Raw genomic sequence first — 24,967 nt, forward strand, 5'->3', positions numbered from 1 at the left:
AATCGAGTGCAGGTTTGCCCATGGGCTAGCCGGAAAGGTGGACGTATGATAAAAGCATAAGCAGAAAGGAGCATCTGTTATGCCAGCCAATTCATTTTTCAATACACATCATTCTCCGGTCGGGGCGTTCGCCAGCTTTACGCTAGGTTTTCCGGGCAAAAGCGGGGGCTTTGATCTGGAGCAAGGGCGGCCTCCGGGCCAAAATATTTATATCGGCCTTGAGTCCGTTCAAGGCGGTACCTATGAGGCTTTTCCTTTTTTCGAAGCCGTCGGGGACGAGAGCGCGCGTTATGATATCGAGAATCCGGACCCGAATCCGAACAAGCCGAAAGTGGTTTTTCCTTTTCCGAGGCAATCTGTCTCCAGACAATTCCGCGTCAGCACAGATTCGTGGCGGGCGGGAGACTTGGAGTTCCGGCTCATTTCGCCCGTGAAATCCGTCCCGGATCCAAGCGTGGCGGCGGATGAAGCGCTACGCCTGGCGCTGGTGCCGGCCATTCTGGCCGAGATTACTGTCGATAATACGCGGGGAGCGGCGCCGAGAAGAGCTTTTTTCGGTTACCAGGGCACTGATCCGTACAGCTCCATGCGCAGGCTTGACGATACTTGCGATGGCATTGCCGGCGTCGGCCAGGGCCGCAATACGGCGATCGTGTCACGGGATGCGGGTGTGCGCTCGGGACTTCATTTCAGCATTGAGGATATTTTGACCGTTCATCCCGCCGAAAATCTGACCTTCGGTTTAGGTACCGTCGGGGCGCTGTTCATGGATACGCCTGCCGGCGAAAAGCGGACGTACCGCTTCGCGCTTTGCTTTCACCGCTCGGGCATCGTTACCGCAGGATATGACGCTTCCTACACATATGCACGTCTGTTCAAAAACATCGAAGCGGTCGCCGGTTACGCTTTGGATCATTTCGACGAGCTCGGCGCGCTGGCGGCGAAGGCCGATGAGCGCATCGAAGCCTCCCGGTTATCGGCCGATCAAAAATTTATGCTCGCGCACGCGATCCGCAGCTACTACGGCAGCACGCAGCTGCTCGACATGGACGACGAGCCGTTTTGGATCGTCAACGAAGGCGAATATCGCATGATGAACACGTTCGATCTGACCGTCGATCAACTGTTCTACGAGTTGCAACTCAATCCGTGGACAGTCAAAAACGAGCTCGACATGTTCTCCAAACGCTACAGCTACGAAGACCGTGTCCGTTTTCCCGGCGAATCGGCGGAATATCCCGGCGGCATCAGCTTTACCCACGATATGGGCGTGGCCAACACGCTTTCCAGACCCGGTTATTCCTCGTACGAATTGTATGGCTTGACCGGCTGCTTTTCACACATGACGCATGAGCAGCTTGTAAACTGGATCTTGTGCGGGGCTGTGTACGTCGAGCAAACGGGGGACAGGGAGTGGCTGCAGCAAAACCTGGCTCTCTTCGAACAGTGTCTGCAAAGCATGCTGAACCGGGATAACCCGAACCCCGAGCTGCGCAACGGCATCATGGCGCTGGACAGCACGCGCACGATGGGCGGGGCCGAAATTACGACGTACGACAGCCTCGACGTATCGCTTGGACAGGCGCGCAACAACATTTACATGGCTGGAAAATGCTGGGCGTCCTACGTGGCGATGGAGCATATTTTCCGGCAAAACGGCCGCGAAGACCTTGCCGAAACCGCAAGCGGGCAAGCGCTCAAATGCGTGCAGACACTGGTCGGTTTTGTCAACGAGAAAGGCTACATTCCGGCAGTCGTCGGGGAAGGCAACGATTCGAAAATTATACCCGCCATCGAAGGGCTGGTGTTCCCTTATTTCACCGGCTGCCGCGAGGCGTTGGACGAAAGCGGGCGCTACGGCTTTTACATCAAGGCGCTCAAAAAGCATCTCGAGACGGTATTGGTCCCGGACATCTGCTTGTTCCCTGACGGAGGATGGAAGCTTTCGTCCACGAGCAACAATTCTTGGCTGAGCAAAATTTATTTGTGCCAATTCGTCGCCCGGCAAATTCTCGACCTCCCATGGGAGGAACAGGGCGCTGCCGCGGACGCCGCCCATACGGCCTGGCTCACGCATCCGGAGCTGTCAATATGGAGCTGGAGCGATCAAATTATTTCCGGAGAAATAACGGGCAGCAAATATTATCCGCGCGGTGTAACTGCGATTTTGTGGCTGCAGGAAGACCGGTACGCATAAACCTAAAAAAACCAGCCGGACTCTTAGCGAAAGAGTTTCGGCTGGTTTTTTACTGCTCGCAGCTCCCGGCGTGCGGTATTGCGCTGTATGACGGCGGTCGGTCGAGCACATCATATATTGATTTTGCGGTTTTCGGCAAGCTGGACTAACTGAAACAAGATCGGGTTCGCCGAACATCGGCGGGCCGTCGTCATGAGAGGGGGATTAGCTCAATCCCCTGCCGCCATCAAGGACATTATTGGACCGCCGCACAAAGACGGTAGTGCTAACGCTGGTAAAACGGCTTGCCCCTTAGCAAACGTGCGCCTCTCCCGGGGGCATTTGCTGCGCTGCACAGCGGGAAGTCATAGGCGGCTTGGCTGGGGGCCAGGGGAGAAAACCTGCAAAAACTCCCAAGACGTCATAGATAGAAATTACCACAAAATGAAAATAATTCAGGCCTCAGACTGCCCAGAAACCCATACGCCAGAGCCTGTCGTACCATCTGCCAGACTGGCGCGAAGAAAACCTGCAAAAATACATCTTTTAGCTCGTTGCTACGCTGGTCGGGAACAAATTCCTGCAATTGTGCAGGCTTTTCGCCGAGAGCATAGGCTCAGATTCATTTTCATCGCAAATTCCTGCACTTTCGCAGGTTTTTTGCCCAAATGAACCATTTTCGCAGAAAAAGCCTGCACTTTTGCAGGCTTTTTCTCTGTCCGGCCGCCAACGTCCCGCCCCCCCAGCTACGCAGCGACGCAATCTGCGTTGGAGAGGCGCGCAGGAAAAGTTCGGCTGGCGCCGCCTCTGGTTCCCCCAACAGGGGGATTTTGTTCATCATTCGTCTGCGGCCTCATCATGCGTTTCATGGTCGCCCGGATAGTTCCGCTGCATCCCTTCGTGCAGTTCGCGGTTTTCGTACGAAAACGGGCTGGGCGAGCGCTGGTCCTCCCGCCAAGGCGTGCTCTTGCCGAGCGATTCCAGAGGCAGGCTGGTGCCATAAGGGCCCTCGGGAAATTCCTCGGCGGCAAGGTCGTTGCGCTGCGACTCCACCGTCGCCAGATCGGCCGACTCGCGGCAGCTTTCTTGAATGAAGCCGTCCGGCTGCTTGTCGGTTTGCTCGCTGAAATCTTTGCTCATGGAAAAAGCCTCCTGTGTCTCGGACCTAAGAGCCGGCGGGCGGAGTTGTTTTTTGAATAGCGACCGCCTAAATGCCTGCCGCTCACGCTCACGTCGCATAAATCCGCCTTTTCGCATACCACCGCACGCAGCTCCCAGCTGTATGCCTTCCACTAGGTGCGCCAGCCGGTCTCCTAAGTCGCTGTGTATGCTTTTTCCAGTTTTCCCAGCGCGCTTGTTAAATATCCGTAAAATGAATCGAGCCTATCACTTCCGATAAAAACGATCGCAGCTCTTCGGCCTCTTCCTCGCTAATTTTATAAGCGTATTCCAGGTAGCCTTCCTCGGCCAGATCGTCCGGACCGATGACGGCGCTGCGCCCGGTTTGCAGGTCGATCACCATCTTTTTACCGTAGTAGCGGGTCGTCGTCATAATCGCAAGATCGAAGCGGTGCAGCGTCTCGCCGACAAAACAAACAAACCGGGTCGTCGTTTCTTCCTTGTGGTCGTATAAAAAATCAAATTCAGACATAATGCCCTCCATCTGCTTGGCGTAGTATTCTGATTATACCTGAAAATACAGGTTAGCAAAACTTATCTTGCAACCGGACGGCGAACATGGTATGATTTGGATATTCAGAAAAGAGGAAGCACCTCTCTTACGCCAGGCGGCGCAGGAGAGGTGCTTTTTGTTTTTTCCGAACTACAAACTATAGGGATAGTCAGGAGGAGTGCAATGAACGTCGTATTTTTGAACACATTGGAGAAGGAAGCGGGGGATCATAGCGTCAGATCGGCGCAAGTTTCAATCAGAGAGGACCAGGGCATATGGAGCGTGCTTTGGCACGATAGGGACGAGCAGGGCGAAAAGGTGCAGGAGCTATGGTACGAGGGGATCAGCTGGGACGAGATGCTGACGGCTTTTCGCCAGGGGCTGCGGGACAAAATCCGCCAAGGCTTTCGCCCCTTGATCCGCGGGGATTGGGAATCGGGCCAGAGCCTGTCCGGCAAAGCCCGGATGACGCAGATGCTCGCCTACTACTGCGAGACCAATCCGCAAGAGGAGACCTATGAGAGCTTGCGGGTATGGAGAAGAGAGCAGGCTTCGCGCGAAGGCAAGGCGCCTTACATTTTGGCGACGAACCGCGTTCTGCGCATGATCTCTGTTTTTCGCCCGCAGACTGCGGACGAGCTGCTGCAAATTCCCGGCTTCGGCGGGCAAAAGGCGGCGATGTACGGCGCCGATGTGCTGAAGCTGACCGCCGGGCTGCCGCGGGAAACCGGCTTTCCGCTCGACTGGGTCGCGAAGGCGGTAGACCCCGGCCGGTTCGAAGCCTGGCTGACCGCGCAAAAAGAGCAAAAGCTGCGCGATGAGCTCGACCGGGAAGCGAACAAGCGCCGGCTGCTGGAAATCGTCGCGTCGGGCGGCTCACTGGCCGATCTGCAAGAGGGATTGCCGCTGCAGCGCCGGGACGTGCTGCTATGGATCGAAGATCTGGACCGGGAGGGCTACGATATGGAGCCGCTCATCGAAGCGGAGCTGACTGTGATCCCGGAGGAAGATCAGATTAAGGCGTGGAACGCTTTCGAGACGGAAGGCCACCGTTACCTGAAGCCCATCCTCCAACGCATCGCCTCCGCCGAGGAGCTGAAAGGCAAGGAGCTGGACCGCGCATACGAATGGCTGCGCCTGCTGCGTCTGCGTTTCCGCAGGGAAAAGGAGAGCGCGACCCGGACAGCCGGAAATTTAGGTTTGACAGGCTAAATAGAATATGCTTTAATGGGTTCTAATCTTCATATAGCGAAAGCGATGACGGACATGGGGCGAATCCCCGAGTAAGATTCATGTTGACTGCTGCAGAGAGTCGGTGGCTGGTGCAAGCCGATGCGTGCATGAAATCCGAATTACAGTCCCGAGTTGGTAAAGGGAACGTGCCAAACCGGCATCAGTAGCTTGTACCCGGCAGTCAAATGCCGTTATTGAATCGAAGTGAAAGAGGAAATGTGCGCCGGCGTGTTGGCGGGCATGTTTCCCTTTAATTAGGGTGGTACCGCGAGACAACCTTCTCGTCCCTTTGTGGACGTTGGAGGTTGTCTTTTTTATTTTTATAAACGGGAGGAATTCGTATGAATACAACAGATCGCCTTACTGAGGCTCAGCAGCGGGAAGTGGACCGCCAGCTGCGTGCAATCCGCCGCGGTGTCGCGGAAATCGTTCCGGAAGAAGCGCTGCGCAGTAAAATTGCGCATGCGGTTGTTTCCGGCCGGCCGCTTAAAGTCAAGCTCGGTCTCGACCCGTCTGCGCCGGATATTCACATCGGGCATACGGTAGTCCTGCAAAAGCTGCGGCAGTTTCAGGATTTGGGCCACGAAGTCCAATTGATTATCGGCGATTTCACGGGAAAAATCGGCGATCCGACCGGCAAATCGGAGACGCGGAAGCAGCTTACGGACGAAGATGTCAAGCGGAATGCGCTGACGTACCAGCAGCAGCTGTACAAAGTTCTTGATCCGCAAAAGACCGAGTTTTATTACAACTCCTCCTGGCTGGGCGAGCTGAAGTTCGAGGAAGTTTTGAAGCTGGCCGGCAAAGTGACCGTGGCGCGCATGCTGGAACGCGATGATTTTGCCAAGCGTTACGCGAACAATCAGCCGATTCATATTCATGAATTTTTTTACCCGCTGATGCAGGGGTACGATTCGGTGTCTTTGCAAAGCGACATCGAGCTGGGGGGCACGGATCAAACGTTCAATATCCTGATGGGCAGAACGCTGCAGGGGGCGTATGAGGTTAAAGACGGCCAGGTGGCGATTCTGATGCCTCTTCTGGAAGGCTTGGACGGCGTGCAAAAAATGAGCAAAAGCCTCGGCAATTATATCGGAATCGATGAGCCGGCGAACGAAATTTTCGGTAAAACGATGTCTGTACCCGACAGCCTGATGCTGAAATACTACGAGCTTACGACGTCAATCTCCGACGGGGAACTGGATGAGCTGCGGCAGGGCTTGCAATCGGGAGCGGTGCATCCCAGAGACGCCAAGGTCAGGCTGGCCAAAGAATACGTGCGTACGTACCACGGGGAACAAGCTGCGGAAGAGGCGGAGCGCCATTTCGTCACCGTGTTTCAAAAGCGGGCGCTGCCCGAGCATGTCGAGGAGGTGCTTTTGCCGGCGAGCGAGCTTGAAGCGGGAACCGTTTCGGTTGTTAAACTTCTCGTCGCCTTGAAGCTGCAAACGTCCAACGGGGAAGCAAGACGCAGCATCGAGCAGGGAGCCGTCAAAATCAACGAGCACAAAGTGTCCGATGTTCATGCGAACATCGCGCCGCAGGACGGCGATATCGTTCAAGTAGGCAAACGAAAATTCGCGAAAATCAAAATCGGCTGATCCGCGCAAAAAAGAACCTCCAGGCGCCGTGTCGGCGGATTGGAGGTTCAATTGTTGCGGTGTGCCGGACCAACGAGCCCAGCAGCGCTTACAGCCAGTCTTTTTTGCGGAACAGCACATACATGCCGACGCCAAGCGCTGCCATGAACGCGAGAATAATTTCGCCGCCGTACGGGATGTGCAGCCCGGGCATGCTTTCGAAGTTCATCCCGAACACGCCGGTAATGAACGTGAGCGGCATGAAGATCGTGGTCAGCGCGGTAAACACGCGCATGATTTCATTCGCCCGGTTCGCTACGCTGGACTGGTAAGCTTCTCGCAAGTTGCCCATCAGATCGCGGAGCGTATCGAACGTATCGACGATTTTTACGGCATTTTCGTAAATATCGCCGAAATATTTTTGCAGCTGATGGTCAATCAGCCTGAGATCTTTTTTATTCAGCGTACCGATCACGTCGCGTTGAGGGACCAGCACCTTTTTCAGCCACAAAATTTCCGAGCGAAGTCCGATAATTTCATTCAAATGCGACTTCTTGGTTGCCATGAGAATGTCTTCTTCCAGCTTTTCAATCTTGGCCTCGATACGATCGCCGACAGCGACGTAGTTATCGACGACAAGATCGACCAGATGATAGAGGAAACGGTCGGCGCCGTTCACTTCTTCTTCCCAAAGAAACGGCTTCAAGGCGCGGAGTTCGTTGATCTTTTGCTTGGTGACGGTAATAATGACATGTTTGCCGAGGAAAATATTAAGCGCGCGCAGAAAAATTTCTTCGTCGTCAAACCGGATGCTGTTAATAACGATAAAATAGTACGAGTCATAAAATTCAATCTTGGGACGCTGTTCTTCCTCGCTTAAGCAGTCCTCCACGGCCAAATCGTGCAGATGAAACAAAGGTTGTAAAATCTCCAGATCTTCCACACCTGCATCTATCCAATAAAAGCCGCTCTCCGGAGGTGTTAGCGCGACGGTCACATCCTCAATCAAAGTAAATACGCCGTCTTGTACCCATCGTGTTTTCATCTGATTCCACCCCTTCGAATGGAAGCAGCCGTGCCAAAGCAGACTCCGTATGGTTAAGAGGCTACGGTTGAACGAAGCACCGGCTGCATTCCTGCCATATGAAATTGTGTATATTCCGTGCAGCTTCTACTCCTCGGGTCTCCGTCCACGCGTACTCCCCCCTTTGTCGGTTCTTGTTCGAATACTTGTCTAGTATAACCCTTCATTATGGGCGTTTCAAGCCAAAAAGTTCGATTTTTCATATGCCTTTCGGCTTCTAGAATAATGTATGGATCAAGGGCTTGTCGGGTGTTGGACATTACCAATTTTGCCGGTTTTAACAAGTCCATGCAAACAGAATCCTTGACATAAGCGAAAATTATAGTATGATTAAAGACAACTGAATAGTTGCTTTTCTTATCAAGAGTAGGTGGAGGGACTGGCCCGATGATACCCGGCAACCGACAAACCTTTGTTTTCAAAGGGATGCACGGTGCTAATTCTTGCGGAACGCGGATACGCGAATTCTGAGAGATGAGAGAGGACATTGACAATGAACTTGTATGGCCTTTCTCGTCGCGGAGAAGGCCATTTTTATTTTCACCATGCAGATGTTAAAAAAAGGAGTGAACAGTATGCCGATCAAGATTCCCGACAACCTGCCGGCCAAAGAAATTTTAAACCAAGAGAACATTTTCACCATGGACGAAACCGTGGCGTACCACCAGGACATACGCCCGCTGAAAATTGCCTTGCTTAATTTGATGCCAATGAAAGAAACGACCGAAACGCAGCTGCTGCGTTTGATCGGCAACACGCCCCTTCAGGTGGAATTTGTGCTGCTGCACCCCAAAACGCACACCTCCAAAAATACGTCCGTCGAGCATCTGGAGCAATTTTACAAAACGTTTGACGACATCAAGGACGAAAAGCTCGACGGCATGATCATTACCGGAGCGCCGGTCGAGCAGATGGACTTCGAAGAAGTCAATTACTGGGAAGAACTGACGCAGATTATGGATTGGAGCAAAGAGAACGTCACTTCGACACTATATATATGCTGGGCTGCGCAGGCAGGGCTTTATTACAATTACGGCGTTCCCAAGTACTCCCTGGAAAACAAATTGTTCGGCGTATTCCCGCATACGATCGGGGTGCCGAATACGAAGCTGCTGCGCGGCTTTGACGAAGTGTTCTACGCGCCGCAATCCCGCCATACCGAATTTCGCAAAGAGGATGTCGAGCGATGTCCGGAGCTGGAAATTTTGTCCTCGTCCGAAGAGGCGGGCGTGTACATTACCGCGACGAAAGACGGGAAGCACATTTTCGTAACCGGCCATTCGGAGTATGACGCTTGCACGCTCAAATGGGAATACGACCGCGATGTGAGCAAAGGTTTGGACATTGCCATTCCGCGCAATTACTACCCGAACGACGATCCGACCAGACAGCCTTACAATACGTGGAGAGCGCATGCGAACCTGCTTTTCTCCAATTGGCTGAACTATTACGTTTACCAGCAAACGCCATATGACTTGAATGTCGTAAAATCAGAAAGGCAGGTACAGGTTTAATGAAAATCGAAAGTCGTCTTGCTCAAATCGGTTCACAAAACGAGCCCGCAACCGGAGCGGTCAGCTTCCCGGTCTATCAAGCTACCGCGTTCCGCCATCCGAAGCTCGGACAAAGCACTGGTTTTGACTACGCGCGTACCAAAAGCCCGACCCGCAAAGTGCTCGAAGACGCGATCGCCGAACTGGAATCCGGTGACGCAGGCTTTGCCTGCTCATCGGGCATGGCTGCGCTGCAAACGATCTTCGCCTACTTCAGCCAGGGTGATCATCTGATCGTATCGCTGGATCTGTACGGCGGAACGTACCGCTTGCTGGAAAAGATCATGAGCCGCTTCGGCGTGACGGCCAGCTACGTGGATACGAATGATTTGGACGGTTTGGAAGCCGCTTGCCGGCCGAATACGAAAGGCATTGTGATCGAGACGCCTACCAATCCGCTGATGATGATTACCGATATTGAGCTTGTATGTACCTGGGCCCGTAAAAAGGGCATCGTGTCTATCGTCGACAACACGCTTTTGACGCCATTTCTGCAGCGGCCGATCGAGCTTGGCGCGGACATTGTCATTCACAGCGCGACGAAGTACCTGGGCGGTCACAACGACGTGCTCGCCGGACTGATCGTCACGAAAGGCAAAGAGCTTTCCGAGCAGATGGCTTTTCTGCACAACTCCATCGGCGCGGTGCTCGGCCCGCAGGACAGCTGGCTGCTCATGAGAGGCATGAAGACGCTCGCGCTGCGCATGGAGCGCCATGAGTTCAATGCGACGGCGATCGCCAAGTTCCTGCAGGAACATCCGCTCGTCGATGAAGTGTTCTACCCGGCGTTTGAGTCCCATCCGGGCTACGCGATCCAAAACAGGCAGTCGAGCGGCAACACCGGCATCTTCTCCTTTAAAGTGAAGGACGCACGCCTGGTCGAGCCGGTTTTGCGCCACATCCGGCTGATCGCCTTCGCGGAAAGCCTTGGCGGCGTCGAATCGCTGATGACGTACCCGGCCGTGCAAACCCATGCGGATATTCCGCTGGAAATCCGCCAGCAAGTAGGCGTCGACGACCGCCTGCTGCGGTTCTCCGTGGGCATCGAGCACGTCGATGACCTGATTGCCGACCTGGCGCGCGCGCTGGACCTTGCGCAAGCGGAGCTGGAGGGAGGCGCCGCCCGATGAGCGCTCACGATAAAGAAAACCGCAAGCCGCACGGCAAATTTGCGACCCGGTTGATCCATTTCGGCGCGGAAATCGACGAAACGACAGGGGCGTCCAGCGTGCCGCTGTACCAGGCATCGACTTTTCATCAGGCGGATCTCGAAGTTTCGCCGGAGTATGACTATACGCGTTCCGGCAACCCGACCCGCCAAGCTTTGGAAGATTACATCGCGCTTCTGGAAGGCGGTGTACGCGGCTTTGCGTTCGCTTCCGGCATGGCGGCGATTTCATCGGCTTTCATGCTGCTGTCCAGCGGCGATCACGTCATCTGTACGGAGGACGTGTACGGCGGCACTTACCGTCTGCTGACGACGATTATGAATCGCATGGGCGTCGAATCGACGTTCGTCGATATGACCGATATGGATCAGGTGCGGGCCGCGCTGCGTCCGAACACCAAAGCCGTGTTCATCGAAACGCCGTCCAATCCGACGCTCAAAATTACCGACATCGGCGAAGTCGCCGCGTGGTCCAAAGAGCACGGACTTCTGACTATGCTCGACAACACGTTCATGACTCCATACCACCAGCGCCCTATAGAGCTGGGCATTGACATCGTGCTGCACAGCGCGACGAAATTTCTCGGCGGTCACAGCGATGTCTTGGCCGGATTGGCCGTCGTAGCGAATGACAGCTTGGGGGGCCGGATGAAGCAGATCCAGAACGGCATGGGCAACGTGCTCGGCATTCAGGATTCCTGGCTGCTTATTCGCGGAATGAAGACGCTGCAGGCGCGTATGGAAGCATCCGAGAAAAGCGCGCGCAGACTTGCCGAATGGCTGTCCGAGCAGCCGGATATCGATTTCGTGTACTACCCTGGGCTGCCGAACCATCCGCGGAGAGACATTCACGAGAAGCAGTCCTTCGGCTATGGCGCTGTCGTTTCTTTTGACGTAGGCTCCGGTGAAAAAGCGAAGAAATTGCTTAGCAAAGTCCGGATTCCGCTCGTTGCGGTGAGCTTGGGCGCCGTAGAAAGCATCCTCTCTTATCCGGCTATGATGTCCCACGCTGCCATGCCCAAAGAAGTGCGGCTGCAGCGCGGCATCACCGACGGTCTCGTCCGCTACTCCGTAGGGCTTGAAGATATCGAGGACATAATTGAGGATCTGGAGCAGGCGCTCCGGGGCTAGATGCATATGCAGCAACGCGAAGTGTACACGGCGCGTTGCTGTTTGGTTTTTTTGGACGGATTCCCGTCTGTAAGTTTTAGGTATTGGCACAATTAGCCGTGACTGTTCGGCGGAAAATATGTTACGATAAGCGTATACAAACGCTTGAAAAAGAGGAGTGAGTAGACGTGAAACCGATTGATCGCATCTTACATAAAGCTTCGGCTGGCGGACGGATTGATGTAGAGGAATGCATCACGCTGTTCGAATCCGACCAAATAGAAAAAATGGGCCACACCGCCAATCAAATTATGCAAAAATGGCACCCGGAGCCGATTACGACTTTCGTCATCGGACGCAACATCAACTATACGAACATCTGCGACGTTTATTGCAGATTTTGCGCTTTTTACCGGCCTCCAGGCTCGGAGGAAGGCTATGTGCTGCCGGATGAGACGATTTTCCAAAAAATTCAGGAGACCCTTGATGTAGAAGGAACGGAAATCCTCATGCAGGGAGGGACGAACCCGAACCTTCCGTTCAGCTATTACACGAATTTGCTGCGGGAAATCAAGAAGCGTTTTAACATTACGATGCACTCTTTTTCTCCGGCGGAAATTATGAAAATGCAGGACGTGTCGGACGGACTGTCCCTCGAAGAAGTCGTACGCCAGCTGCATGAAGCCGGATTGGACTCGCTTCCGGGCGGAGGCGCGGAAATTTTGGATGACCGGACAAGACGCAAAATCAGCAAATTGAAAGGCTCCTGGCGCGATTGGATGAACGTGATGCAAACGGCGCATAAGCTCGGCATGCACACGACCGGCACGATGGTGATCGGTTTCGGAGAGTCGATGGAGGAGCGCGCGCTGCACTTGCTCCGCATCCGGGACGCGCAGGACGATGTGCTGCTGCAAAAACTGAATACGCCGGGCTTCCTGGCGTTTATTCCGTGGACGTTCCAGCCCGACAATACGAACATGAAGGTCGAAAAAGCGTCGCCCGAGGAGTACCTCAAGACGCTCGCGATCAGCCGGATCATGCTCGATAACATCCCGAATTTCCAGTCCTCCTGGGTTACGATGGGACCGGAAATCGGCAAACTGACGCTCAGCTACGGCTGCAACGACTTCGGCAGCACAATGATCGAAGAAAACGTCGTATCCGCCGCGGGCACCACGCACAAAGTCAACATCGGCTCAACGCTGCAAATCATCCGCGAAGCGGGCAAAATCCCCGCACAGCGCAACACAAAATACGAGACTCTGCGCGTATTCAACGACGAGAACGCGAAGGTGGATCGGGATTTTGTAATGCAGAACTAGGCAATAGCGAATAATTATAGCGCTTATCTAATATGAATCCGCTGGAAGGATAAATATTTTGATAAGCGTTTTTTTGTCGTGCAGGAGCAGCAAGAGGGCAATTTTGGCCTTAAACTGACCATCCAGGGCCTTGTTTCTCTAATGGGGGGAATGAGTTACAACAGCGATAAATGAATGGTACAATGAATTACAAACCGTGATGAGCAATAATTCGGGGGTGCGCAATGTATATCAGAACATACAATTCATCGGATCATGATGCTGTGTGGGAACTTCACAATCTAGGTTTAAATCAGACAGGTACAAATCTGGGAAATGGAAATTGGGATGATGATTTACATGATATAGAAAGCGTTTATCTTCAAAATCGCGGTGAGTTTTTAGTCGGGGTTGTTGACGAAAGGGTCGTTGCAATGGGAGCGTTCAGAAAAACGTCGGATACCTCTGCTGAAATAAAAAGAATGAGGGTACGTCCGGATTTTCAAGGGAAGGGTTGCGGGCGGTTGATTTACGAAAGTCTTGAAGCTAGTGCCGTCAGGCTGGGATATAAAAAACTGCATTTGGACACGACGGCCAAACAATTGCCTGCTCAAAAACTCTATGAAAAATTTGGATTCAAAGAAACAAGCAGGGCTATGTTTAATGGTTTGGAACTTATTTTTTATGAGAAAACGATAGACAACCGTTAAGGGAGATGACAAATGAAGCTAAAAAGAACAGCTTGGGCTGCATTCGCTATCGTGGTTGGATGCTCCTTGATTTTAGCGTACTCCGTACCGTCTTTCGCCTGCGCTTGTGATGGAGAGGCCCCTAATGACCTCGGTGGCTATGCAATTTTCTTTCTTGGAATTTTTATTTTTCTAAGTATTACTGTGTTTACCATGATAATGTCGATTAAAGTATTGATGCATTGGAGAAGCCCCAACAATAAAAACAAAACCCCAGTAAATGGGGCGAAAGATTAGAAAATCCTGCAGGTGTCCAACAAAACAATAGCAAGCAAGTCAAACAAAACCAATGGCAAAATAAACGGAAAAAAGGAGATGTGTGCTTTTCCATCTTTACGGTTCGGTACAACTTTGAGATATACTCTGGAGCCGTCGACTTTCACAATTTTGCCTCTGTACGTTCCATGAATGGTTGTGATTTGAACGTTTCGGTTCACATATTTTTTGCATTTATTTCTCATTGCAATTACGGACATTGTTTGTCCACCTCCTTACCAGTTGATAGATTAGTATATGATTGGAGATAGAATTGTGTGTGGATTTATGTTAGAAGAATGGATCTAATCTACCGAATGATCGTACATTTTTAATAGAGTAGGCGACACTTTAGTTTTTACGTCGTTAGAAAAATTTAGAACGCGGGATACGGCTCTTTTTGCGTGGGATCAATATGATAACGTGTGGGTGTATAGCGGCGATGTGGGAACTTATGTGTGGCATAAAGATCATGAAGAAAACTGGAGCAAAGCTGCATATACATCAAATAAGAGTCTAGCTCCTCCTGATGTATTTAAAAAGATTCGACCTAATCTCTTTGGAAATTAGCTGGCATTAAAAACCGCCTTGCGGCAAACGCATGGCGGGTTTGAGTTTTTATGAGCAAGGTTGGAGGGCCGCCCACAAGCCAGAGCTAGTCACAAACTCTGCCTAGTTGCGCGAAAAAACCTGCAAAAGTACAGTTTTTGCTCGATGGATATGCTGACTACGAAAAATTCCTGCAATTGTGCAGGCTTTTTGCCGCGAACAGGGGCTCTGGTTCATTTTCATCGAAAATTCCTGCACAATTGCAGGCTTTTCACCAAAATGGACCACTTTTACGAAAAAAACCTGCACTTTTGCAGGTATTTTCCCTTCCAAGCCGCCTTGCCCCCATCACCTCAGCACTGCAACCTGTATAGGAGATACGGGTCCCATTCAGTACTGCAACCCGTGTAGGAGAGACGAGTTCCATTCAACGCCGCAACCTGTGAAGGAGAGGCATGGCCTACTTCACGCCGCGCAACCCGAGTAAGGGAGGCACGGGTTGCGCCGCTGTCAAGTCAATTAGCCTCCTCAAACGCAGGGGTATAGATGACGGTTTTGTTTTTGCCGGTTTTTTTGGCTTTGTACAAAGCCTGGTCTGCGCCGGTGAAAAGCTGTTCTTTGCTGCTTCCTTTTAGATACTGGCTGAGACCTATGCTGATCGTTACCGCGTGGCCGTTGCATTCCTCGTACTTCGTTTGCGAAACGTGCCAGCGGATATGCTCAAGGATCTCGAATACCTCTGAAATGCTTTTTTCCGTGAAAATAATCGCAAATTCTTCGCCGCCGTACCTGGCTGCAAAATCGTTGAGTCCCACCCGCTCCTTCAATACGGCGCCTACTTTTTTCAGTACAGCGTCACCGGCTCTATGCCCGTAGGTGTCGTTGATTTTTTTGAAATTATCAATGTCGAGCACGGCCACATGGATGAATAAATACCCGCTTTCGCTTTGCTCGATAAGCTTTTCCAAATATTCATGAAACGAAATGTGATTGTACAGATCGGTCAAGGCATCCGTTTTTGAGAGCTTGTCCATCAATATATTTTTGATCATCAGCTCTTGCTTCGACTCTGTTGTTTCTCTCAGGTTGTCCAGCAGCTCGACGCCGTGCCTCATAATGCCGAGGGCAATGAAGGAGGCAAATCCGACAATCGGGATCATGGAGACGAGGTCCTGGGGCATGTAGCCCGCAAAATGGCTCAATCGATTCAGATAAAGGATGAAAATCGAAATGCCCGTCAGTGCGATGGAAAATATAATTCGCGATCGCTGGAAATAAAAAATCGCGATGAGAATCGGCAGCAGCAGGCTGAGTATCACGCTTTTCACGTCAGGATTTACATAAATGACGATAAAAACAATTATCGCGCCGCCGCTGATAACACAATAATCCAAAAGCTGATCGGCGAATTTGTGGGCGATTTCCAATATAAGCATGACGAGAATCATGACCAGCGTCGGAATAGCGATATGTTTGAGCAAATCGTGGTCACTGGCTTGCCCATAGAGGAGGTGGAGGAATTCTACAGGAATGAGCGCTATGATAACTCCCCAATAAATGTTGATCAGTTTGCGGTTCCATTTTTTCCTGTCTTGGCTATACACGTTCGCTTCCATCGGCATTTCACTCCACTGAATATCCTACTTAGGAACTAAGCATCTGTATCATACCACGAATAACTCGCCAATTGGAATAACTTTCCTTGAAAATTCGACAATACTTGATAAAATCAGCTGGCAAATTGTTCGTTGTATATCTAATTCTGATCGACCATATACTTTTATCAGGATGTACAGATGGAAAGGAGAGTGGGGTCATGGAGTTGTTTGCGATTGTTGTTATGAATGCGGATGAATCTTATGTCAGTAAGCTAAGTTCACAGATCGAGAACGAGCTGACGCTTTTACATATGCTTCAAGTAAAATATACGCTGCATGGAAAATATGCATACATTTATGGGGAAGCGGATTTGAAAAAAGAGGATGCGGCGTCCTTGCAAAACAAGCTGACGGAAGGGCTCGCCGGCGTGCTGGCGGATCATATTATTACGGTCAAAGAACCGTCCATTCTCCGCGAATTGATGAGCAAGGAGTTTAAATTCGAAGCCAAAGAAGATATGGATCTCGTTGCGGGATACTGCAGCCAGTTATTGGACGGCAAGAGCGATTTTGCCGAGTCTGCGCGTTCCACCCTTGGAGTGGGGACTGCCCGTCGCAAGCAAATATTGGTGCAACTGCTTATTCAGTATTTGGAAGAGCGGCACGAGTTTGTATTGGAAGGCTTTCTTTGGTTCCGGCTGCAGGAGTACTTGGGCGAATTGCGGGAAATTATCGAGTATGCAGTCGATGAATTTATGATGGACCGGCAGTACCAGGAGTTTATTTCTCTGCTCCAGTATTTCGTATATATTCAGGAAGCCAAAATACCCGCGGCTCATCTGATTCATAAAGGCGGGCACGAATTTGCGATATTGAACGAGCGGTTTGAGCCAATCGATACGAATGAAGTGGATGCGACTTTCAAGCTTGAAGTGCTGGAAAAAGACATTAATTTCGAAGATATGATTGTCAGCACCCTGATTTCCGTGTCTCCCGCCACCATTTACATCCACACCCGGGAACCGGAAGTTCCGATCATTAAGACGATCATGCAAATATTTGAAGACAGAACGAGCGTGTGCTCATACTGCCGTCTGTGCCATTCCCGCCTGGGCGACCGCCAACAGGATCAGCTTTACCCTTGACCTCGGCCGCTGAGCCAACTATAATAGATGCGAAGGCGTTAAGATCAAAGATACGAATTTGTTGCATGAGCTGTTCAGAGAGAGGAGACCCGGCTGCAAGCTCCTTCAGTGAATCTGCAAGTTTACCCCTTTGAAGCCGTGCTGTGGAACTTGGCTTTTGAACAGGCTAACAGTAAACCGCACCGCGTCATCCCCGTTACCGGATGCTGATGAGGGTTCGCTATACATCCATCGGATGCAGGCGAATCGAACTAGGGTGGAACCACGAGCTGAACGCACTCGTCCCTTATGGGATGAGTGCTTTTTTGCGTTCATAACGATGTTACAGGAGGATGCAGGACATGGTTGTACAAGTGAAATTGCCTGATGGGGCGATCAGAGAGTATGCAGTCGGCACAACAATTGAACAGGTGGCGGAGTCGATTTCGACCGGACTCAAGAAAAACGCGATTGGCGGCAAAGTGAACGGCAAGTCGGTTGACCTTTCGTTTGCTTTGGAGCATGACGCGGATGTGGAAATTTTGACGCTCGACAGCGAAGACGGACTGGAAATATACCGTCACAGCACGGCCCATCTGATGGCTCAGGCGATTAAACGCATTTATGGGCAAAAAGCGGTCAAACTGGGCATCGGGCCTGTTATCGAGGACGGTTTTTATTACGACATTGATCTGGAATCGCCGCTGAACCCGGAAGATCTCGTCAAGATCGAAAAGGAAATGGAGCGCATCGTGCAGGAGAATCTGCCGATTACCCGCAGAGTCGTAAGCCGCGAAGAAGCGGTTCGCATTTTCTCGGAGCCGGAAGATCCGCTGAAGCTGGAATTGATTCGCGATCTTCCTGAGGAAGCCGTCATTACGATTTATGATCAAGGCGAATTTTTCGATCTTTGCCGCGGACCGCATCTGCCTTCTACCGGAAGAATCAAGGCGTTCAAGCTGCTCAGCGTCGCGGGAGCCTACTGGCGCGGAGACGCCAAGAATAAAATGCTGCAGCGCATTTACGGAACGGCGTTCCCGAAAAAAGCGCAGCTCGACGAGCACCTTCACCTGCTGGAAGAAGCGAAGAAGCGGGATCACCGCAAGCTCGGCAAAGAGCTGAAAATGTTCGCTTTCTCCCGCGAGGTTGGCCAAGGGCTGCCGCTTTGGCTGCCGAATGGCGCGAAGCTTCGCCGGACGATGGAGAGATACATTGTCGATTTGGAAGAACGTCTGGGTTACAGCCACGTCTACACACCGGTGCTTGCCAACGTAGAATTGTACAAAACTTCCGGCCATTGGGAGCACTACCATGAAGATATGTTCCCGAAAATGATTATGGACAACGAGGAGCTCGTGCTTCGTCCGATGAACTGCCCGCATCATATGATGGTGTACAAAAGCGACATGCGCAGCTACCGCGACCTGCCTGTAAGGATCGCCGAGCTTGGAACGATGCACCGCTACGAAATGTCCGGCGCTTTGACTGGGCTGCACCGCGTCCGCGCGATGACTTTGAACGATGCGCACATTTTCTGCCGTCCGGATCAAATCAAAGAGGAATTCGCGAGAGTCGTCAACCTGATCCGCGAAGTGTACGAGGATTTCGGCATCACCGATTACCGCTTCCGCCTGTCTTACCGCGATCCGAAGGATACGGAGAAATATTTCCCGGATGATGAAATGTGGGAAACTTCACAACGGATGCTGCGCGAGGTGGTAGAGGAGCTTGGTCTGCCGTTCTTCGAAGCCGAAGGCGAAGCGGCCTTCTACGGTCCGAAGCTCGACGTTCAAATCAAGACGGCGCTCAAGAAAGAAGAGACGCTTTCCACGGCGCAGCTGGATTTCCTGCTGCCTGAGCGCTTCCAGCTGGAGTATATCGGCGAGGATGGCCAAAAGCACCGTCCTGTCGTTATTCATCGAGGCATTATCAGCACCATGGAGCGGATGACCGCATTTTTGCTGGAAAATTTCGCCGGAGCGCTGCCGACATGGCTTATGCCGGTACAAGCGAAAGTGATTCCGGTTTCGCCGAACTACGAGGCTTATTCCAATCAGGTCACTGATCGCCTGCTGCGCGCCGGCATCCGCGTCGAAGCCGATAACCGCAACGAGAAGCTCGGATATAAAATCAGGGAAGCCCAATTGGAAAAAATCCCTTACATGCTCGTTGTGGGCGAAAATGAAGTGACCGGCGAAAGCTTGTCCGTCCGCAAGCGGGGGCAAGGCGATCTGGGCACGCATCCGGTCGCGCAGGTTATTGAAATGATCAGCGAAGAGATTCGCAGCAAAAAATAAATAACGGTTTTTGGCAGGGGAGCCCCAGGCTCTCCTGTTTTTTTGTTTTTGATATGCATAAGTCGGCATAATCAGGAAACCTTAACAGTGAGTCCGGACCCTTCGCAGGTATAAAGCGGGGAGGAGTTGGACAACCTGCTATAGTAGGGGGAGGTATCGAAAATTATGTTGACTGAAATGTTGAGCCAGTCCAAATGGTTCAGTTTGCTTTTGCTCGTTAATATGCTGTTTGCATTTTTCGGACACGATGACGCCCAAGTTGCCCAGCCGCAGCGGCAGGTTCAATCGGCGTCAGTGGACACGTACACCGATTCCGGCTCAAACGGGCAGGCCGTCCGTTCAATTCCAAGCTATGCCGCGGCGGACGCCGCCACTTATATACCGATGAAGCTGGAAGAAGCTCCGCTGCAAACCGCGCCTGCGGCGATTCCCGTATCCAGGGAGCAGCAGGCAAACTTCAAATATGCGCCTAAACTGGACTCTGACTTGTCCAAACTGAAGGCGGTGGAAGTTGTGGCCACGGGGTATTTCGCAGGCAAGGAATCGACAGGCAAAAACCCGGATCACCCGGAATACGGAATTACGTACTCGGGAATTAAAGTAAAGCGCGATGACAAAGCTTTGTCTACGATCGCCGCCGATCCGACGGTATTCCCGCTGGGAACCGTTTTGTTCATACCCGGTTACGGATATGGAGTCGTAGCGGATATCGGCAGCGCCATCAAGGGCAAAAAAATCGACTTGTATTTCGACACGAAGGATCAGGTTTACAAAGAATGGGGCAAGAAAACCGTTAAAGTTTATATCGTGAAAAACGGAACGGGCAAAGTGACCGAGATGATTTGGAACCAGCTGAAGGATGAGATTTTGGCGCCGAGCAAGGCGCTTTAGACTCCGGAAGCGAGCCGTAAATTTTTCCATCATAATTACTCCTGCTTGGGAAACACTATTTATATAGGGGAGGTGATGGACATGGCTAAGAACAACAACAAAAAACCGGCACAAGAAGTGGAATTTGCCTCCGAAGCTGCAGTACCTAACAAACAGTCGCAGCAGCAGGCGAACACTCAAACTCAAAACCAAAGCCAAAATCAATAACGAAATAAACAACATAACCGAAAGAGGGACAATCTTGTCTCTCTTTTTATTTTTCTTTTCAACCTCTGCTTTTTTCGATATAATGTAACAAAAAATAACATAAGTTCCTTTTTGGGAGGGGTGCCAATTACCTATGAAAGAAGATGCGAAAAGCACAAGCTTGCTCTACGGATTCATTCTGCTCGGGATTGCAGTCAGCTTATTGTCAGTCATGTGGCCGTCCCGGTTGCTGATTGCCGCCACGCTGGCTGTTTTTTTGTTTTTTTGGGTTTATTTAACGCTTCGGCGCCCGGATTTTTCGAGATCTTCCGGACATCGTGCGGAGCAGCTGCAGCAGGAAGAACAAATGATCGCGTTTATCCGGGAGTCACAAGTAGTAGCGGACCGTTTGGCGGGCGCGGTCGAAGAAGTGAGCCGTTCCGTCGGGCAGCTGAACCAAATCGCCGACGCTTCCATTCAAGGCGAGGAAGAGCTCAAAGCGCGGAGCAGCCAGGCGGTCGGACGATTGCAGGAAGCGTTTGCATCCATGCAGCAGGTAGCTGCAGCGGCCGATCAAATATTGGACTCCTCCGTTCATATGCACCGCGAAAGCGAGCAGACGAAAAATACGGTCGTTGACGTATGCAGATCGTTGAATGCAACCGACGAGGTTATGAATGATTTGCACAAAAATACCGATATCATGCAAAAGAAAATTCAGGATCTTACCGTACATACGTCCAAGATCGAGGAAATCAACATATTTATTGCCGAGGTTGTGGCCCAGACTTCGCTCCTGGCCTTGAACGCTTCTATTGAAGCAGCGCGGGCGGGCGAACAGGGGCGCGGTTTTTCCGTCGTGGCGCAGGAGATTAAAAAGCTGGCTGCGCAGAGCCATGATGCGGTCACCCGCTCTTCCGAAATCCTCACCTCCATTGAAAGCGGCGTTTCCCAAGTCGTTGCGGCCGTAGCTGAGGAGAAAAAATCCGTCGAGCACGGGATTTTGGAAATGAAAGTGATGAAGGAAAAAATCGATGAGATTTTTTCACTGGTTCTCCACGTGAACGGCCTCGTGTCGGGCACAACGAGCGCTACGGAACAGCAATCGTCGTTAGTTGCAGGTGCGGCGTCATCGCTCGGCCATGTCGTCGACTTGATGAACGAGACCATGACGAGCGTAGAGGACACGCTGGAACAAATGAAAAAGCAGCGCAAGGAAGTAGCGATGCTGCAAAATATGAAGCAAAATCTGGGGCGCTCCTCGGCAGAATTAATTACCGCCATTCAGGCGGTCAATCTCCGGAAGCGCGAAGCGGCGGTTCATGCGAATGTCAATGAGATGAAGCGGGTGCTCGGCTCCATTGTTCTGATGCCTGACATCGTATCGCTGGATGAAGGGACACATGCCTCGCAGTTGAGCGCCGTTTTGCGAAAAACGGAAGGGATCGAAGCGATTTGGTCGAATCGCGCGGACGGCACCTTCATCTATTCCTTGCCGGAAGCGGGCTTGGCTAATGCCAAAGGCCGGGAGTGGTGGAAACGGGCTATGGAAGGCGAGCTGTTCATATCTGAAGAGTACGTGTCGGCCATTACCAAAAAACCATGCATTACGCTGTCCAAAGCTGTACTTGACGCGCATGGAACCCCTGTCGGTGTCGTGGGAATCGATTTGGAGCTGAAATAATAGTTCTCATTTTTATTGTTTTAGTGTAAAATAAGATTACTGTGATGAATGTTAACATGGGGAGATAGGTGACATGTTATGTTAAGTGCAATGAAATCGGACGGAACGCCTCAAAGTAAAACAAGAAAAGCTGCCGAAATATTTCCGTTTCTGGAAGCGTATATTGCCCGCAGGGAGCAGCAAGTTGCGGAAATCGAGCAAGTGGTCGAACGCTATGAGAGGAAAAGATTGAAAGAAGAACGGGCGTACCAATCGATGTCTTCTTTTCGGCGCATGTTCTCGGGCAAGAAACCGGATCATCATCTGGCGGTCGAATATATTCATTATGTAAAGAAACCGATGGAACAAGTGCGGAAGCTGCGCGAAGAGATCGACCAAGCGCGCGCCATTCTGAATGATTCCAAGCCGAACGATGACATTGCCGTACCGGCCGAGCTCGAGCAGCACTTATTTGAATAAGCGTTGAGTGTGAGGAAGCAAAAGAACCTTCGAATCCGCAAATGAAGTGGATTCGAAGGTTCTTTTTATTTTTGAAAATCTCATTTGGACGGGGGTTAAACAATCGCAAATGGAATTTTCCGGGACGGCCCCGTTCTTACACACGGTGCCGGACAAAGATTCAAGAATGAGCAGGCCTAGGCCGTTTATGAACGGGTGGGAGCGTGCGCGGTTGCATACATACAGGCTCCAGAACCCCCGCGCCGGAGCTGATGGCACAATCTGGCCGGCTGCTGCACTGGAAGAAAAAAATGCAAACGTCAGCTACCCAGAACCCCCACGTCAGAGCTGATGGTACAATCGGCCCGGCTGCGGCACGGAAGAAAATGTGCAAACGTCAGGCTAGCCAGAACCCCCACGCCAGAGGTGATAGCCAAAATCTGCCCGGCTCACGAAGAAAACCTGCAAAAATACATGAATTTGTGTCCTTGATCGCTGGCCACGAACAATTCCTGCAATTGTGCAGGCTTTTTACCGAATATATGGACTTAGATTCACTTTCAGCGAAAATTCCTGCACTTTTGCAGGCTTTTCGCCAAAATAAGCCATTTTCAAAGAAAAAGCCTGCACTTTCGCAGGCTTTTTCTTTGACGAGCCGACTCGTGCCCCTCGCTGAGCGGCGACACAAGTGGTCGACCGACCGCCGTCATGCAGCGCGACACCGCGCGCAGTGCGAATCTGCGTGGAGTAGGCGCGATAGAGAAAATTGGTTAAACGGAAATAATCTGATTTTCGCAGGTTTTCTCCCCCATGTGCTCAACCGGCTGCAGCGCAGCGCGACAACGCGCGCTGGGAACTGCGCGGCACCACCCGACGTACAGCGCCACGACGCATGCCGGGAGCGGCTCTGCGCCCCTTCGGCTCCGCGCTCCTTCGGTGTAAAGCGCGCCTCCCTGGCGTGCGCGGAGCTTATTTGCCGCCCTTCAACTCGCCCAAATCGATGAAGCCGTCTTCCTGGCTGTATGCAGGCACGCCGTGGATGCCGACGTCCAGACCGACCAGCTCTTCATCTTTGCTGACGCGAAGCGGAACGGCGAGGTTGATCAGCTTCAGGACCCCCCATGTCAGCAAATATCCCCAGATGCAAACGACTGCAAGGCCGAGAGCCTGCACGCCGAGCAGCCCGAACCCGCCTCCGTAAAACAATCCGGCTGTTCCTTCGCGGATCGCATCCGGCTGCGCGAACAAGCCGACTGCAACGGTTCCGATGCATCCGCTGATGCCGTGAACCGGGAATGCGCCTACGGGATCGTCGATTCCCTTGGATTCCAATATTTCCGTGGCATACACCATGGCGATTCCGCATACGATTCCGATAATAATGGCCGCGACGTCACTTACAAACGCGCATCCGGCCGTAATCCCGACAAGGCCCGCCAATGCGCCGTTGATGACCATCGGAGGATCGGCTTTGCGGTACCGAAACATGGTGAACAAAATGCAGGTTGCGCTTCCGGCTGCAGCGGACAGCATCGTCGTTACCGCAATATGTCCGATGGAGGTATTCGTAGCGCTGAGCGTGCTTCCCGAGTTGAAGCCGAACCAGCCGAACCAGAGAATAAAGGCGCCTACGGACGCGAGCGGCAAGTTGGACGGAGGCACGATGTTGGCCGACCCGTTTGCCGAAAATTTGCCGATGCGGGGACCGATAATGATGGCTGCCGCGAGCGCCGAGAAGCCCCCGAGAGCATGTATGACGGCGGACCCGGCAAAATCGACCATGCCCAGCTTGCCCAACCATCCGTTAGCGGCCCAAACCCAATGGCCTGCGATCGGATAAATCATTCCCGTCATGGCGATTGTATATAAAATATAGGCGCGGAAATTGATTCTCTCGGCGACGGCGCCGGATACGATAGAGATGACCGCGATAACGAAAGCGCATTGAAACAGCCAGTACGTTTCATGGGATATGGATAAATCAATATGTGTCAAGTCTCCTCCCATGAAAAATCCGCTCGTGCCGATGAAGCCGCCGGCATCTTTTCCGTACATGAGCCCAAAGCCGACAAAATAAAAAATAAGTGCCCCGAAAGCGATATCGACGAACACTTTCATAATGATGCTTACCGCATTTTTTTGCCTGACAAAGCCTGCTTCCAGCAAGGCGAACCCGCCTTCCATGAGCAAAATCATGGCTGCCGTCAGAACGACCCAAATGGTGTCCAAACCGCTGGAAAGCTGTTTAATTGCATCCATTATCCCATCTCTCCTTGTACATTGAGCAATACTTTCGCCTAAATTATACGTTTCTGA

General features: G+C 51.9%; 21 protein-coding genes and 1 riboswitch. Of the genes, 15 read left to right on the top strand and 6 right to left on the bottom strand.

Annotation, left to right across the window (positions count from 1 at the left end; all coding sequences use genetic code 11):
* Positions 1–79: 79 nt before the first annotated feature.
* Complete coding sequence (locus AC6RNO_RS17445; protein ID WP_497106187.1) at positions 80–2,197, top strand: glycoside hydrolase family 52 protein; 2,118 nt, start codon at positions 80–82, stop codon at positions 2,195–2,197.
* An 816-nt stretch (positions 2,198–3,013) separates the two neighbouring features.
* Here AC6RNO_RS17445 and AC6RNO_RS17450 read toward each other — a convergent pair.
* Entirely contained in the window at positions 3,014–3,316 is a 303-nt protein-coding gene (locus AC6RNO_RS17450; protein ID WP_474686922.1) for a hypothetical protein, read from the bottom strand.
* Between the two features lie 217 nt (positions 3,317–3,533).
* Positions 3,534–3,827: a DUF3055 domain-containing protein gene (locus tag AC6RNO_RS17455; protein WP_474686924.1), complete on the bottom strand. Its 294-nt coding sequence runs from the start codon at positions 3,825–3,827 to the stop codon at positions 3,534–3,536.
* Between the two features lie 204 nt (positions 3,828–4,031).
* On the opposite strand from AC6RNO_RS17455, the gene AC6RNO_RS17460 reads away from it, so the two are divergent.
* Entirely contained in the window at positions 4,032–5,060 is a 1,029-nt protein-coding gene (locus tag AC6RNO_RS17460) for an HRDC domain-containing protein (protein WP_497106188.1), read from the top strand.
* Positions 5,061–5,422: 362 nt separating this feature from the next.
* Positions 5,423–6,682, top strand: a complete 1,260-nt coding sequence (gene tyrS, locus AC6RNO_RS17465) for a tyrosine--tRNA ligase (RefSeq protein ID WP_497106189.1) — start codon at positions 5,423–5,425, stop codon at positions 6,680–6,682.
* A gap of 88 nt (positions 6,683–6,770) precedes the next feature.
* Here tyrS and corA read toward each other — a convergent pair whose 3' ends face one another.
* Positions 6,771–7,706, bottom strand: a complete 936-nt coding sequence (gene corA / locus AC6RNO_RS17470; RefSeq protein ID WP_474686928.1) for a magnesium/cobalt transporter CorA — start codon at positions 7,704–7,706, stop codon at positions 6,771–6,773.
* Positions 7,707–8,099: 393 nt separating this feature from the next.
* Positions 8,100–8,226: riboswitch (SAM riboswitch) on the top strand.
* A 94-nt stretch (positions 8,227–8,320) separates the two neighbouring features.
* Here corA and metA point away from each other — a divergent pair.
* The 6 genes from metA (at position 8,321) to AC6RNO_RS17500 (ending at position 13,866) form a co-directional block, all read left to right on the top strand.
* Complete coding sequence (gene metA, locus AC6RNO_RS17475; protein ID WP_497106190.1) at positions 8,321–9,259, top strand: homoserine O-acetyltransferase MetA; 939 nt, start codon at positions 8,321–8,323, stop codon at positions 9,257–9,259.
* Positions 9,259–10,428, top strand: coding sequence for an aminotransferase class I/II-fold pyridoxal phosphate-dependent enzyme (locus AC6RNO_RS17480; protein ID WP_497106191.1), 1,170 nt, complete (start codon positions 9,259–9,261; stop codon positions 10,426–10,428). The genes metA and AC6RNO_RS17480 overlap by 1 nt, the downstream gene beginning before the upstream one ends.
* On the top strand, positions 10,425–11,597 hold the full coding sequence (locus AC6RNO_RS17485) for an aminotransferase class V-fold PLP-dependent enzyme (protein ID WP_497106192.1): 1,173 nt from the start codon (positions 10,425–10,427) through the stop codon (positions 11,595–11,597). Before AC6RNO_RS17480 ends, AC6RNO_RS17485 begins: the two co-directional genes overlap by 4 nt.
* A gap of 167 nt (positions 11,598–11,764) precedes the next feature.
* Positions 11,765–12,901, top strand: a complete 1,137-nt coding sequence (gene mqnC / locus AC6RNO_RS17490; protein WP_474686935.1) for a cyclic dehypoxanthinyl futalosine synthase — start codon at positions 11,765–11,767, stop codon at positions 12,899–12,901.
* A gap of 224 nt (positions 12,902–13,125) precedes the next feature.
* On the top strand, positions 13,126–13,590 hold the full coding sequence (locus AC6RNO_RS17495) for a GNAT family N-acetyltransferase (protein WP_497106193.1): 465 nt from the start codon (positions 13,126–13,128) through the stop codon (positions 13,588–13,590).
* Positions 13,591–13,602: 12 nt separating this feature from the next.
* The gene (locus AC6RNO_RS17500; protein ID WP_497106194.1) at positions 13,603–13,866 is read left to right on the top strand and encodes a hypothetical protein; all 264 of its coding nucleotides are present in this window, start codon (positions 13,603–13,605) and stop codon (positions 13,864–13,866) included.
* Positions 13,867–14,556: 690 nt separating this feature from the next.
* On the opposite strand, the gene AC6RNO_RS17505 is transcribed toward AC6RNO_RS17500, so the two are convergent.
* Positions 14,557–14,766, bottom strand: coding sequence for a hypothetical protein (locus tag AC6RNO_RS17505; protein WP_497106195.1), 210 nt, complete (start codon positions 14,764–14,766; stop codon positions 14,557–14,559).
* Positions 14,767–14,948: 182 nt separating this feature from the next.
* Entirely contained in the window at positions 14,949–16,049 is a 1,101-nt protein-coding gene (locus tag AC6RNO_RS17510) for a diguanylate cyclase (protein ID WP_497106196.1), read from the bottom strand.
* 200 nt (positions 16,050–16,249) lie between these two features.
* On the opposite strand from AC6RNO_RS17510, the gene ytxC reads away from it, so the two are divergent.
* The 6 genes from ytxC (at position 16,250) to AC6RNO_RS17540 (ending at position 22,672) form a co-directional block, all read left to right on the top strand.
* The gene (ytxC, locus tag AC6RNO_RS17515) at positions 16,250–17,176 is read left to right on the top strand and encodes a sporulation protein YtxC (protein WP_497106197.1); all 927 of its coding nucleotides are present in this window, start codon (positions 16,250–16,252) and stop codon (positions 17,174–17,176) included.
* A gap of 341 nt (positions 17,177–17,517) precedes the next feature.
* Entirely contained in the window at positions 17,518–19,452 is a 1,935-nt protein-coding gene (gene thrS, locus AC6RNO_RS17520; protein ID WP_497106198.1) for a threonine--tRNA ligase, read from the top strand.
* 165 nt (positions 19,453–19,617) lie between these two features.
* The gene (locus AC6RNO_RS17525) at positions 19,618–20,343 is read left to right on the top strand and encodes a 3D domain-containing protein (RefSeq protein ID WP_497106199.1); all 726 of its coding nucleotides are present in this window, start codon (positions 19,618–19,620) and stop codon (positions 20,341–20,343) included.
* A gap of 81 nt (positions 20,344–20,424) precedes the next feature.
* On the top strand, positions 20,425–20,550 hold the full coding sequence (locus AC6RNO_RS17530; RefSeq protein WP_474686949.1) for a hypothetical protein: 126 nt from the start codon (positions 20,425–20,427) through the stop codon (positions 20,548–20,550).
* 133 nt (positions 20,551–20,683) lie between these two features.
* Positions 20,684–22,213: a methyl-accepting chemotaxis protein gene (locus AC6RNO_RS17535; protein WP_497106200.1), complete on the top strand. Its 1,530-nt coding sequence runs from the start codon at positions 20,684–20,686 to the stop codon at positions 22,211–22,213.
* A gap of 78 nt (positions 22,214–22,291) precedes the next feature.
* Entirely contained in the window at positions 22,292–22,672 is a 381-nt protein-coding gene (locus AC6RNO_RS17540; protein ID WP_497106201.1) for a hypothetical protein, read from the top strand.
* A gap of 948 nt (positions 22,673–23,620) precedes the next feature.
* Here the strand turns inward: AC6RNO_RS17540 and AC6RNO_RS17545 are convergent.
* Positions 23,621–24,910 carry an ammonium transporter gene (locus tag AC6RNO_RS17545; RefSeq protein ID WP_474683468.1) on the bottom strand — a complete coding sequence of 430 codons (1,290 nt, stop codon included), beginning with the start codon at positions 24,908–24,910 and terminating at the stop codon, positions 23,621–23,623.
* Between the last annotated feature and the right edge of the window lie 57 nt (positions 24,911–24,967).

The sequence above is a fragment of the Paenibacillus sp. sgz302190 genome, from assembly GCF_059820445.1.

Excerpts from the sequence above, each read along its gene's own strand:
- thrS (WP_497106198.1), top strand. The coding sequence starts at position 17,518 with ATGGTTGTACAAGTGAAATTGCCTGATGGGGCGATCAGAGAGTATGCA.
- AC6RNO_RS17495 (WP_497106193.1), top strand. The coding sequence starts at position 13,126 with ATGTATATCAGAACATACAATTCATCGGATCATGATGCTGTGTGGGAA.
- AC6RNO_RS17535 (WP_497106200.1), top strand. The coding sequence starts at position 20,684 with ATGAAAGAAGATGCGAAAAGCACAAGCTTGCTCTACGGATTCATTCTG.
- AC6RNO_RS17525 (WP_497106199.1), top strand. The coding sequence starts at position 19,618 with ATGTTGACTGAAATGTTGAGCCAGTCCAAATGGTTCAGTTTGCTTTTG.
- AC6RNO_RS17445 (WP_497106187.1), top strand. The coding sequence starts at position 80 with ATGCCAGCCAATTCATTTTTCAATACACATCATTCTCCGGTCGGGGCG.
- AC6RNO_RS17455 (WP_474686924.1), bottom strand. The coding sequence starts at position 3,827 with ATGTCTGAATTTGATTTTTTATACGACCACAAGGAAGAAACGACGACC.
- AC6RNO_RS17530 (WP_474686949.1), top strand. The coding sequence starts at position 20,425 with ATGGCTAAGAACAACAACAAAAAACCGGCACAAGAAGTGGAATTTGCC.
- AC6RNO_RS17480 (WP_497106191.1), top strand. The coding sequence starts at position 9,259 with ATGAAAATCGAAAGTCGTCTTGCTCAAATCGGTTCACAAAACGAGCCC.
- metA (WP_497106190.1), top strand. The coding sequence starts at position 8,321 with ATGCCGATCAAGATTCCCGACAACCTGCCGGCCAAAGAAATTTTAAAC.
- AC6RNO_RS17540 (WP_497106201.1), top strand. The coding sequence starts at position 22,292 with ATGTTAAGTGCAATGAAATCGGACGGAACGCCTCAAAGTAAAACAAGA.
- tyrS (WP_497106189.1), top strand. The coding sequence starts at position 5,423 with ATGAATACAACAGATCGCCTTACTGAGGCTCAGCAGCGGGAAGTGGAC.
- AC6RNO_RS17500 (WP_497106194.1), top strand. The coding sequence starts at position 13,603 with ATGAAGCTAAAAAGAACAGCTTGGGCTGCATTCGCTATCGTGGTTGGA.
- AC6RNO_RS17510 (WP_497106196.1), bottom strand. The coding sequence starts at position 16,049 with ATGGAAGCGAACGTGTATAGCCAAGACAGGAAAAAATGGAACCGCAAA.
- AC6RNO_RS17450 (WP_474686922.1), bottom strand. The coding sequence starts at position 3,316 with ATGAGCAAAGATTTCAGCGAGCAAACCGACAAGCAGCCGGACGGCTTC.
- AC6RNO_RS17460 (WP_497106188.1), top strand. The coding sequence starts at position 4,032 with ATGAACGTCGTATTTTTGAACACATTGGAGAAGGAAGCGGGGGATCAT.
- ytxC (WP_497106197.1), top strand. The coding sequence starts at position 16,250 with ATGGAGTTGTTTGCGATTGTTGTTATGAATGCGGATGAATCTTATGTC.
- corA (WP_474686928.1), bottom strand. The coding sequence starts at position 7,706 with ATGAAAACACGATGGGTACAAGACGGCGTATTTACTTTGATTGAGGAT.
- AC6RNO_RS17485 (WP_497106192.1), top strand. The coding sequence starts at position 10,425 with ATGAGCGCTCACGATAAAGAAAACCGCAAGCCGCACGGCAAATTTGCG.
- AC6RNO_RS17545 (WP_474683468.1), bottom strand. The coding sequence starts at position 24,910 with ATGGATGCAATTAAACAGCTTTCCAGCGGTTTGGACACCATTTGGGTC.